We start from the raw sequence: 11,629 nt of genomic DNA, 5'->3' as shown, positions 1-11,629 counted from the left end.
CGTTTAGATTGAATTTTACCGCAAATTAATAAAATTTATCGTTAATTTTTATTTTTAATAAATTAAATATGAAAAGTTTAATTCTATTTGTTTTAAATTACGAAATCGATTTCTTTGTGCGGTATGTTTTGTTATATTTATAGAGCTAATTTGTAATGCTATAATACTGCTTTTTGTTTGAAAAAACTAAATTTTGCTATCCAATTTAAAGTACCATCTTTATGTTAGTTATAGATAAAATTTTTCTGAATTAAGTCAGTTAAAGCATAAGTTACTAAGTTAAGAATAATATCTTTAATGTGGCGCAGAATGAATCTCTTACAAAGCAGCCAAGCCAGCAAGTTTATTCATGCTTTTTTTGTGCTTTCATGATTTCGCGTGAAAATTTCTAGTCCGAATCGACTAAAAAGGCGCTTAAGAGACTTATATGGTTAATGCAAAATTTAAATTTTTTTCGCTTCTTCAACATATTCTTTCACTCTTTCTCCTGAAATATACATCTTCTTTTTATTGAAATGAATCGAGAATTGTGCGTAAACCCATTCGTTGTCTTCTTTGTCATTGGTTTTATGCCAAAGTGAATAGGAAGCACTATCAAAACCTTCATTAAATAAAGGGATTCCAATTTCCGAACATTCAAATCCCCAAGTGATGTTTTTCTTGGTCAGATCTTCGTATTGATAAATTCCAGTTCCATTTGCATTTAACTGAACTATTGGTTCTTTTTTACCTTCATATAAATAGATTCCGCTTACAGGATAAGAGATTGTAGTAGTAATGAAGCGTTCTTGATTTTTAGCAGTAATTTTTTCTGTTTTAATTTGAGAATAAACGTTTGTTAAACAAAGAAAAAGAGTAACAAAAAGTAGGTTTTTGATTTTCATTAAAATGGTATTTAGGGTTTTGTTTTATTTGTTTTTGGGGTATAATAAATAGTGGTATTTTTATGGGGGAGGGCAAAACTAATAAAATCAGGTCAAAAAAAAAAGACAAAAACAGCACACTAATTTTATCTTTTTTATATCAAAAACGGGATGTATTGAGTATTAACTCGTTGTGTTTTTATTATTGAATTTTGTGTATGAGAGTAGTCTTAATAAAAAAACTCATTCAGTTACGAATGAGTTTTTTTTAGTATGAGTGTAAAAATTAGATTTTCTCAATCCATTTTCTTGCATTTACAAAAGCTTCATGCCAAGGAGAAACTTCGTCGTTTCTGTCTTTTGGATAGTGCGCCCAGTTCCATTGGAAAGTCGAACGCTCAATATGTGGCATCATAACCAAATGTCTTCCTGTTTTATCACATAGCATTGCTGTGTTATAATCAGATCCATTTGGGTTTGCAGGATATCCTTCGTAAGCGTATTTAGATACGATATTGTAATTTTCTTCAGCCAATGGCAAATTGAATTTTCCTTCACCATGAGAAACCCAAACTCCAAGAGTACTTCCTGCAAGGGATGATAACATCACCGAGTTGTTTTCTTGTACTTTTACAGAGGTAAAGATACTTTCGTGTTTCTGGCTTTCGTTATGCAATAATTTACCGTGTACTTCATGTTCTGGATTTATAACTTCTAATTCCATAAACAATTGGCAACCATTACAGATTCCTACAGATAAAGTATCTTCTCTTTTAAAGAAGTTATCTAAAGCAGTTTTTGCTTTTTCATTATATAAGAAAGCACCAGCCCAACCTTTAGCAGAACCTAAAACATCTGAGTTAGAGAATCCTCCAACTGCACCAATAAACTGAATGTCTTCTAGAGTTTCACGACCAGAGATTAAATCAGTCATGTGAACATCTTTTACATCAAATCCAGCTAAGTACATTGCATTTGCCATTTCGCGCTCAGAATTACTTCCTTTTTCACGAATAATAGCCGCTTTAGGTTTTGGTTTCGAAGCATCGATTACAGGTTTTTTTCCTGTAAAATGTGCTGGGAAAGTATAGTTTAAAACTTGATTTTTGTAATTCTCAAAACGGGCTTGTGCTCTTCCGTTTTTAGATTGTTTTTGATCTAATAAATAAGAAGTTTCAAACCAGATATCTCTGTATTTCGGAATGTTTAAAGACCAATTTCCAACTTCTAAAGTTTCGGTAGTAGTTACAGAACCAATCTTGAAGAATTCAATATTATTAGCATTTAATTTAGCTTCAACAGCTGAATCTGATTTTGCCTGAAAAACAATTCCGATGTTTTCTGCAAAAAGGACTTTCAATAAGTCTTTTTCAGCGAAAGCTGAGAAATCAATTTTAGCTCCAAGATTTACATCTGCAAAACACAATTCTAATAAAGTTGTGATTAAACCACCACTTCCGATGTCGTGTCCAGCAAGAATTTGATCGTCACCAATTAATTCCTGAATGGTATTAAATGCATTTTTAAAGAACGAAGCGTCTTTTATAGTCGAAGTTTCGTTTCCGATAGTATTTCTGATTTGTGCAAAAGAAGAACCTCCTAATTTGTACGCATCTTGAGATAAATTGATATAATAAATAGAATCTCCGTTTTTCTGTAAAACAGGTTCAACTACTTTTTTAATGTCTGTACAATTTCCACCTGCCGAAATAATAACCGTTCCCGGTGCAATTACTTCATCATTTGGATATTTTTGTTTCATCGAAAGAGAATCTTTTCCTGTTGGAATGTTGATTCCTAATTCGATTGCAAATTCTGAACAGCCTTCTACAGCAGCATATAAACGAGCATCTTCGCCTTCGTTTTTACAAGCCCACATCCAGTTTGCTGATAATGAAATTCCTTTTAATCCGTCTTTAATTGGAGCCCAAACAATATTTGATAATGATTCGGCAATTGCATTTCTGCTTCCTGCAACAGGATCAATCAAAGCAGCAATAGGAGCGTGTCCGATAGATGTTGCGATTCCTTCTTTACCTAAATAATCTAAAGCCATTACACCACAATTATTCAATGGCAATTGTAATGGTCCTGTATTTTGTTGTTTGGCAACTTTTCCACCTACACAACGGTCTACTTTATTAGTTAACCAGTCTTTAGATGCAACAGCTTCTAAACGTAAAACGCTTTGTAAATAGCCTTCAAAATCTGTTGCAGAATAAGTAACAGCAGTATAATTTCTATCGATAGTTTTATCGGTCATTATTGTTTTTGGAGAACTTCCGAAGAAATCTTCAAGAGCATAATCCATAGGTTTAGCTCCAGTTGATTTAGATTCAAAAGTAAAACGGTGATCTCCCGTTACATCTCCAACTTGGTACATTGGTGAACGCTCTCTGTCGGCGATTCTTTGTAAGATATCAATATCTTTTTGACCAATTACTAATCCCATTCTTTCTTGAGATTCGTTTCCGATAATTTCTTTAGCAGAAAGGGTTGGATCTCCAACAGGTAATTTGTCTAAATCAATTAATCCGCCAGTTTCTTCTACTAGTTCAGAAAGACAGTTTAAGTGTCCTCCAGCTCCGTGATCGTGAATAGATACAATTGGGTTGTTATCGCTTTCTACCAAACCACGAATGGCATTGGCAGCACGTTTTTGCATTTCTGGGTTAGAACGTTGGATTGCATTTAATTCAATTCCTGAACCAAAAGCTCCTGTATCTGCAGATGAAACCGCAGCTCCACCCATTCCGATTCTATAATTTTCTCCACCAAGAATAACAATTTTATCTCCTTCTTGTGGTTTCTTTTTAATGGCTTGATCTAATTTTCCGTAACCGATTCCACCAGCTTGCATGATTACTTTATCGTAACCAATCTTGCGGTCGTTTTCTTCATGTTCGAATGTTAAAACTGAACCTGTAATAAGTGGCTGACCAAATTTATTTCCGAAATCTGACGCTCCGTTTGAAGCTTTTATCAAGATATCCATTGGAGTTTGGTATAACCATTTTCTTTCGTCAACAGCATTTTCCCATTCACGGTCTTTTGCTAAGCGAGAATACGAAGTCATGTAAACGGCTGTTCCTGCAAGTGGCAATGAACCTTGTCCTCCTGCAAGACGGTCACGAATCTCTCCTCCTGATCCTGTTGCAGCACCATTAAAAGGCTCAACAGTTGTTGGGAAATTGTGTGTTTCGGCCTTTAATGAAATAACCGAATCAAATTCTTTTATTTCATAAAAGTCTGGTTTGTCTGCTGTTTTTGGAGCAAACTGCTGTACGCGTGGTCCTTTTACAAAAGCCACGTTGTCTTTGTAAGCCGAAACGATATCGTTAGGGTTTTCCTGAGATGTTTTTTTGATTAATTTGAATAAAGATGTTTCTTTTTCTTCTCCATCGATTACAAAAGTTCCGTTGAAAATTTTGTGACGACAGTGTTCTGAGTTTGCTTGTGAGAAAGCAAAAATTTCAGAGTCAGTTAGTTTACGTCCTAGTTTAACAGCTAGGTTGTCTAGATAATCTACTTCTTCTTGGCTTAAAGCTAAACCTTCAGTTTTGTTGTAAGCAGCAATATCATCGATGTCCAAAATTGCTTCTGGTTGTACGTTGATAGTAAAGATTTCTTGATTCAGTTCAGTATACTTTTGCGAAAGCATCGGGTCAAAATCTGAAAAATCAGCTGTTGCCGGATAAAATTCTTCAATTCTGATGATGCCAGGAATACCCATATTCTGAGTAATCTCTACAGCATTGGTACTCCAAGGGGTAATCATAGTGGCACGTGGGCCAACAAAAAAATCCGTTAGTACGGATTTTTCAATTTTATTGGAGTTGGCAAAAAGCCAGTTTAATTTTGAAATGTCTTGAGCCGAAATTTCGTTTTGCGTTTGTACTGCAAAAACAGTTTTGCTTTGGTTTTCAAAGAAATGAATCATTGTGTTGTGTAGTTTGTTGTATTTTAGTTGCAAATTTAGTGTAAATAAATAGTAAGCGCAAATTTGAAAACGAACTCTTTTAAAAAAAAACACAGTGATTTTTTTTTCATCAGAATGTCGAGAGGGTCAATGGTAATGTGTAGAGACGCAGAGCAGTGCGTTTTTTTTTTAATTTTGAAAAGACGCAAAGTTTTTGTTTAACGCAGATTTGGCTGATTGAGCAGATTTAATTGATTTGAGGATTATTGAATCTGCATAAATTCTTTAGAGGTTTTGTATCTGCTTTATCTGCAAAATCTGCGTGAAAAATTAATTTTAAAATCTTCAGAAACAAAAAAAAGCGACAAATTGCCGCTTTTTAATTACTAGATGGCTAATTTATAATTAGTTGATTAGTATCTTTTTAATAAAGGTTTTTTCCTCTTTTATAACTTTAATGATATATAATCCTTTAGGTAGATTACTTACGGCTATATTTTGCAGGGTTGTGTTTATTTTTTCGAATACTTTTTGTCCAGATATCGAAATTATTTCAATTGTATAAGGAGTATTTGAATTATCGAAATTAATAAAAAAGTTACCATCTGAAGGATTTGGATATAAAAGAATCTCGTCAGAATCAGAAACTAATTCTGGGTCAGTTACTTTTAGTGTACGATTCCCTAAATTTTCGCAAGAGTCTACAGCAAATGAATCCCATTGTGAGCTTAAATTAAATGTTGTGCTTGGAGAAGTTACAGACGATTTTCTTCTTAAAGTTACATTCGCAGCAAAGTCAGCTGCTCCGCCATTAAAAGTTCCGATGATGTCAATAAGAACTCCGTTTTTAAATAACCCCATAGGGTCATTTCCATTAAAAGTAAGTTCTGTAGCTGTTGTCGAAATATTGGCTGAGGCTTTAGGATAACATGTAGAAGCAATCAAATTATTTACAATAGTAAATTTAGTTCCGCTATTTAAAGTTCCGCTCAAGGCAAGCCCCGTACTCCATGCTCCAGCTCCGTTTGTTTGTCTTTTTATAGTGTATCCAGACAAGTTAATTGCGCTGCCTGTTGCATTCAGAATTTCTAGTGCTTTGTTATTTCCAGAACCTTCTATATATTCAGAAAATAATAAATCGGTTGCTGTTCCTGGGTCAGTTACGCCACCAGCATCTGTTGTTACTGTAAGGGTATTACTTGTGGCCGAATTGTTTCCTGCAGCATCTTTTGCAGTTACAGTAATATTGTAATTTGTAGAAGCAGTTAAGCCAGTAATTGTTCCGCTCAATCCAGTTACTGTAGTTTTTAAAACGCCATTAGCATATACATTATAACCAGTAACTCCTACATTGTCTGTAGATGCAGACCAGCTTAAAGAAATAGTGTTGGCAGTTTTTGAGGTACTTGCTAAACTTGTTGGAGCAGTTGGTGCTTGTGTATCGCTAGATGGGCTCCAAATTTGGTTTACATATTCCGGATGATCGATATAAGGATTTCGATTATTTTGACGTGCGTAAATAGCATTGTTTCTTGCAATTTCTCTTGGGCTTACAGGGTCTTGTGCATTCCATGTTAAGAGAATAGTTAAGAATGCAGCTGTGAATACTTTGTCACCTGAGCCATCAAACATCGGATAACTATAACCAGAAACAGTATTTTCATAACGGGTTGCGAAATAAAAATACATTCGGGCGATGTCTCCTTTAAATTCATTAATTGGCTCAAAAACAGTTCCTGAATAGCCAGATGTAGAGTTTGATCCCAATTTTCCGCCGTTTTGAGAAATATAGGTTGGTGTGTTTACAACCCCATGCGGATGGTTTGAACGAATTCCGTTTACTTTACCGTCAGTTGGTGTTATAAAATGGGCATCAGAAACCATAGGTGATTTTTCGCTGAAAACCGATTGTGGAATTATATGTTCGCGGTTATAACAATCTCCTTCTACAGAATAACTACCACATCGTTGTGTAGTTGCTATACTATAATTATATGGATCTGTTCCTGATGGATTTTCAGAATACATATCTAAGACTGTTCCATCATTTTCATAAAAATTATCTATATCGGATGTTTGATAAGTGGTGTATAAACCAGCATAACCATTGTCTGTATGGCCTTTTATGATGTTGTACAATTGTGTTTTTAGGGCGTAACCTGTCCCTGTTGCAGTGCTATAATATCCTGAAGGAATTTGAGCAAAAGCAGCAAAACTAAAAAGCAGTAATAAAATGGAAGAGTAGATTTTCTTCATAATTAATTAGTTTGAGTTTAAAAAATGGAGCTTATAAAATGTATCAAAAAATTGATTTTGAGTTGGTTAGTTTTATATTCAAACAAATCTACATCTTTTAAAGATACCTTATGTTAAGAGATGTTTAATTTATATAGCATTTTTCTTACTCGTAATTATTATAAAGATTTAAGTTGAAGATGGCTTTGCGTTTTAGCATTTTTGCAGGCCATTATGAAACGATGTGAGTTTTTGTGTGTTTAGTTTATTTCTTGCTAAGACGTAGAGTTGCCAAGTTTTAAAGCCCTGTTTTTCTCAATATTGCCTTTAGTTAGATAAGTTTTCTCGCTAAGGGCTTTATTTCGATTTCGGAAATGGCATACTTTGATAAGCTCCTAAATCGGGTGGGGAAGTTCTTGAGTTTCCTATAATGTCAATTGAAATAGTATACGTCTGATTTCCTTTTGCGAAAGCACCAGAATTAGTGTCGATATTAAGTTTGTTCTGAGAAACTTTATAAAACTTTGGATCTTGATTTAGTATGATTCCGTTGTAATGTTGAGTATCGGTATTAAATTGATAATCTGGATTGGTACTTGTACTGCTATATTTGATTAAGGAATTATTGAATTGGTATACAAAGGCTGAATTATTTTTTTTGTCTAATGATAATTCGTTAGTATTTGAGCCGTAAATAATGCAATTATTGAAAGTTGCTTGTGTTAAATCTTTGGTTTCTGGAGTCGCGCCTGCAAGAGTATTGCTTAAAGAAACTGCACTTTGCTGAGAACTTTGCCAGTTGTTATTAAAAGTACAGTGTGTAAATTGATAATTTCCACCATATAAACAAGCTAAACTTGATAATCCTGCGCGATTAATTACAATGTTTTCCCCTTTTATTTTTCCGTTTTCTGCTAAAATGCCATGATTAACAGAGTTGTAAATTTGTGTATTTTTAATACTTACTGTAGTTTGATCGCTATTTTCTATAAACAAACCTGTAGTTGCGTTTTTAATAGTTAAATGATTTATAATGTTATTTGTGCTTCCATTGGCGAGCCATATAGTTCCCCATTGTCCGGGAATATCCGAATATAAATTTTCTAGGCGATCTCCTTCAAAAATAACTTCTTTTTCAAGTTTTTCTGTTGAAGAGAGTGCACCATTTACATTAATACTTGCATTTTTAGAAACTAAGAGTCCTGAATTTGAATGAAAATAAACCCTTGCGCCTGGATCAAACGTAGCAGTTTTTCCTTCAGGAACAGCAGCATAACCATATATAACATATGCTTTTTGGTTTGTAAATTGTAATTCGTCATCTTCTAGGTAAAAGCCTTCCACTTCTTTACCATTGATTGGTAATGTTTCGGTAGTTCCGTCACTATAATGTTTTGGATATAAAAAAGTAGCATCTTTAATTAGAGTTACTAATTCTACATTCTGAAGATTTGTACCACTATCAAATTGGATTTGATCGGTGTATAAAAAATCGGAAGGGTTTGCATCGGTTATTGCAGCAGTTGTTTCTATAAAAATATACATGCTGTCTTTGGCTAAAAGCGTGACGTCGCTAAAGATTTTTCCTTCTGTTCCGTGCATTCCATCAACGGTCATTCTGTATTTTGAGCTTAATCCCTTACCTAATTTGATTGTTGGGATCGTGATGTCTTTTTTACTTTGGTTATAGACTTTTAATTGATAGGTACTCGAACCAATATTGGTAAAGACGGTATCTAGATAAACGGTGTCTTTTGAGAAAACTAAATCTCCAGTACTGGCAACGGTTTCAAAATCACTTCTACATGAACTTGTTGCTAAAAGTATTCCGATAGTAAATAGTAAAAAAAAAGTACGCATTTGAATAGAATTTATGTAAAAATAGCAAAAAAGTAATTCGATTAACGTATGATTTTTAATTTAGAATTGTATTTCCTGTTTTGTGACTTATCTTTTATTTAATTTTACATTTTAAAGCCAAACAAATGAATTTTAGTAAAGAACAAATATTGGAGCGTTGCAATCAGTTTTCACAAAACACCTTGATGCAAACCCTAAAAATTGAATATATAGATGCAGGAGCAGATTTTTTAGTAGCCAGAATGCCAGTAAATTCAGCAGTTCACCAACCAATGGGATTGTTGCATGGAGGTGCATCTGTAGCACTTGCCGAAAGTGTAGGTAGTGCAGCATCTTTCTTTTTTATAAATCCTGAATTACAAGAAGTACGAGGAATTGAAATTTCGGCTAATCATTTAAAGAGTATTCGTGAAGGTTTCGTTTATGGCACGGCTCGAATTATCCATAAAGGGAGAAGCTTGCATTTATGGGAAATTAAAATTACGGATGAAGAAGGTAATTTAGTTTCGTTGTGTAAATTGACGAACATGGTTTTAGATAGACAAAAAAAGTAATCTGGAAATCATGAATAAATTTTTTTCTAAAATAAAAAAACACAAAGAGCAGCAGTTGCCTTTTGTACTTTATAAAAAGCCAAAATCAGATACAATCATAGCTTTATTACAACAAAATAATACGTTGCATAAGGTTGTTGATTATAAGGAAAAAGGATTTGTATTTGCTTCTTTTGATAAAAAACAAATTGTTCTTATTCCTGAAAATGAATCTAAAATTTACACCAGTGAATTAGAGCGAAAAGAGATAAGCTTATTAGATGTAACTGATTCTGGTTATGATGTAGAAACCAAAAAACAATTTGAAACATTGGTTGCAAACGGTGTAAAAGCTATTGTGAATGATGAGTTCAAAAAAGTGGTTTTGTCTCGTAGTGAAATTGTTCCTTTGAACGATTTTGATTTTATTGAGACTTTTCAAAATCTGGCAAATTTATACCCAACAACATTAGTGTATTGTTTTTATCATCCTGAAGTTGGATTCTGGATGGGGGCAACACCTGAGCAATTGCTTAAAGCAAATGGGAATGTTTTTGAAACAACAGCTTTGGCAGGGACTCAAAAGGCGGCTTTGGCATCAGAAGTTATCTGGCATCAAAAAGAAAAAGATGAACAGCAATATGTTACCGATTTTATTGTAAAAAGATTGAAGGACGTAGCTTCATCTGTTGAAGTCACAGAGCCCTATAGTGCTAATGCCGGAAGCATCTGGCATATAAAAACAGATATTTTTGGCGCATTAAATACCAATTCAAGTTTAGATGAAGTAATTGATTTATTGCATCCAACACCTGCTGTTTGTGGTTATCCTAAAAAGAAATCGAGAGCATTTATTCTGGAAAATGAAAATTACGATAGAACTTTTTATACTGGATTTTTGGGTGAACTAAATAGCAGTTTTGCATCCGACTCGATAAGTTCTGATTTGTTTGTAAATTTACGAAGCATGCAAATACGCAATTCTGAAGCTATTTTGTATATGGGATGCGGAATTACAAAAGAAAGTATTCCTGAACACGAATGGGAGGAAAGTGTAAATAAATCAATGACGATGAAAAGGGTTTTGAATATAGAAGCAAGAGAATAGAAGCTAGAGAATAGAAGCTAGAGAATAAAGAGAATAGAGAAGTTTGCAGTTGCAGTTTTTAGTGAAAACTGAGACTAGTATTAAATATAAAAAAAATATGAAATTAGATATATTAGCTTTTGGAGCACATCCAGATGATGTAGAATTGGGTTGTGCAGGTACGATATTAAAAGAGATCTCTTTAGGGAAAAAAGTAGGTATTGTTGATCTAACCCGAGGAGAATTAGGAACGCGTGGATCAGCTGAACTTAGAGACATTGAAGCAGCTGCTGCCGCAAATATATTAGGGGTTTCTGTACGTGAAAATTTAGCAATGCGTGATGGTTTTTTTGTTAATGATGAAGCGCATCAATTAGAAGTCATTAAAATGATTCGTAAGTACAAACCAGAGATTGTTTTATGTAATGCTATCGATGATCGTCATATTGATCACGGAAAAGGAAGTAAATTAGTTTCTGATGCTTGTTTCTTGTCTGGTTTGATGAAGATAGAAACTACTCTTAACGGCGAGCAACAAACAGCATGGCGTCCTAAGGTTGTATATCATTATATTCAATGGAAAAATATAGAGCCAGACTTTGTTGTAGATATCACAGGGTTTACTGAAAAGAAAATAGAATCTATTTTAGCATATGGATCGCAGTTTTATGATGCAAATTCTAAAGAACCTGCTACTCCAATAACGAGTAAGAACTTCCTTGAAAGCTTAAATTATCGTGCGCAAGACTTAGGAAGGTTAGTTGGGGTAGATTTTGCAGAAGGATTTACTATTGAAAGGTGTTTGGCTGTCAATAGTTTAGGAAATTTGTTGTAAAAAAGATGAAATTTTTTCGCTTTTTTGTTTGCAGAAGTGAACTTTAGTTGTATCTTTGCCACCGCTAAGCACAAATGGTGGTTGTAGCTCAGTTGGTTAGAGCATCGGTTTGTGGTACCGAGGGTCGCCGGTTCGAACCCGGTCATCCACCCAAGAAGCAAAAGCCTCGAATTTATTCGAGGCTTTTTTTGTGGAATAAAGTTTCGTGAAAATTTATGATCAATACCAAAAAAGGGATCAATACGAAAACCTGTGGAGCAGCAAAAATTAAGCATAAATATTGGTTAGTCTAAAAAG

The 11,629-nt window shown here is 34.0% G+C and carries 7 protein-coding genes and 1 tRNA gene; 4 read left to right on the top strand and 4 right to left on the bottom strand.

Annotated features, from left to right (window positions below; all coding sequences use genetic code 11):
* Positions 1–443: 443 nt before the first annotated feature.
* The 4 genes from OIU80_RS11580 to OIU80_RS11565 all read right to left on the bottom strand — a co-directional run bounded on the left by OIU80_RS11580 (position 444) and on the right by OIU80_RS11565 (position 8,877).
* The gene (locus OIU80_RS11580) at positions 444–884 is read right to left on the bottom strand and encodes a hypothetical protein (protein WP_264287165.1); all 441 of its coding nucleotides are present in this window, start codon (positions 882–884) and stop codon (positions 444–446) included.
* 265 nt (positions 885–1,149) lie between these two features.
* Positions 1,150–4,803: a phosphoribosylformylglycinamidine synthase gene (gene purL / locus OIU80_RS11575; RefSeq protein WP_404827371.1), complete on the bottom strand. Its 3,654-nt coding sequence runs from the start codon at positions 4,801–4,803 to the stop codon at positions 1,150–1,152.
* Positions 4,804–5,187: 384 nt separating this feature from the next.
* Positions 5,188–7,038 (bottom strand): endonuclease, encoded by a 1,851-nt coding sequence (locus OIU80_RS11570; RefSeq protein WP_264287163.1) that lies wholly within the window; start codon positions 7,036–7,038, stop codon positions 5,188–5,190.
* A gap of 336 nt (positions 7,039–7,374) precedes the next feature.
* On the bottom strand, positions 7,375–8,877 hold the full coding sequence (locus OIU80_RS11565; protein WP_264287162.1) for a hypothetical protein: 1,503 nt from the start codon (positions 8,875–8,877) through the stop codon (positions 7,375–7,377).
* Positions 8,878–9,002: 125 nt separating this feature from the next.
* Here OIU80_RS11565 and OIU80_RS11560 point away from each other — a divergent pair, with 125 nt between their 5' ends.
* From OIU80_RS11560 to OIU80_RS11545, 4 genes are all read left to right on the top strand, one after another.
* Positions 9,003–9,431, top strand: a complete 429-nt coding sequence (locus OIU80_RS11560) for a PaaI family thioesterase (protein WP_264287161.1) — start codon at positions 9,003–9,005, stop codon at positions 9,429–9,431.
* 10 nt (positions 9,432–9,441) lie between these two features.
* A complete protein-coding gene (locus OIU80_RS11555; RefSeq protein ID WP_264287160.1) occupies positions 9,442–10,518 on the top strand; it encodes a chorismate-binding protein in 1,077 nt (358 codons plus the stop codon).
* Positions 10,519–10,615: 97 nt separating this feature from the next.
* Complete coding sequence (gene bshB1, locus OIU80_RS11550; RefSeq protein ID WP_264287159.1) at positions 10,616–11,332, top strand: bacillithiol biosynthesis deacetylase BshB1; 717 nt, start codon at positions 10,616–10,618, stop codon at positions 11,330–11,332.
* A 77-nt stretch (positions 11,333–11,409) separates the two neighbouring features.
* Positions 11,410–11,483: transfer RNA gene (locus OIU80_RS11545), tRNA-His, on the top strand.
* Positions 11,484–11,629: the final 146 nt, after the last annotated feature.

It is taken from the genome of Flavobacterium frigoritolerans, assembly GCF_025847275.1.
Lineage (GTDB): Bacteria > Bacteroidota > Bacteroidia > Flavobacteriales > Flavobacteriaceae > Flavobacterium > Flavobacterium frigoritolerans.
The sequence above is the reverse complement of the archived record's forward strand: the minus strand, read 5'-3'. Positions and strand labels throughout refer to the sequence as shown.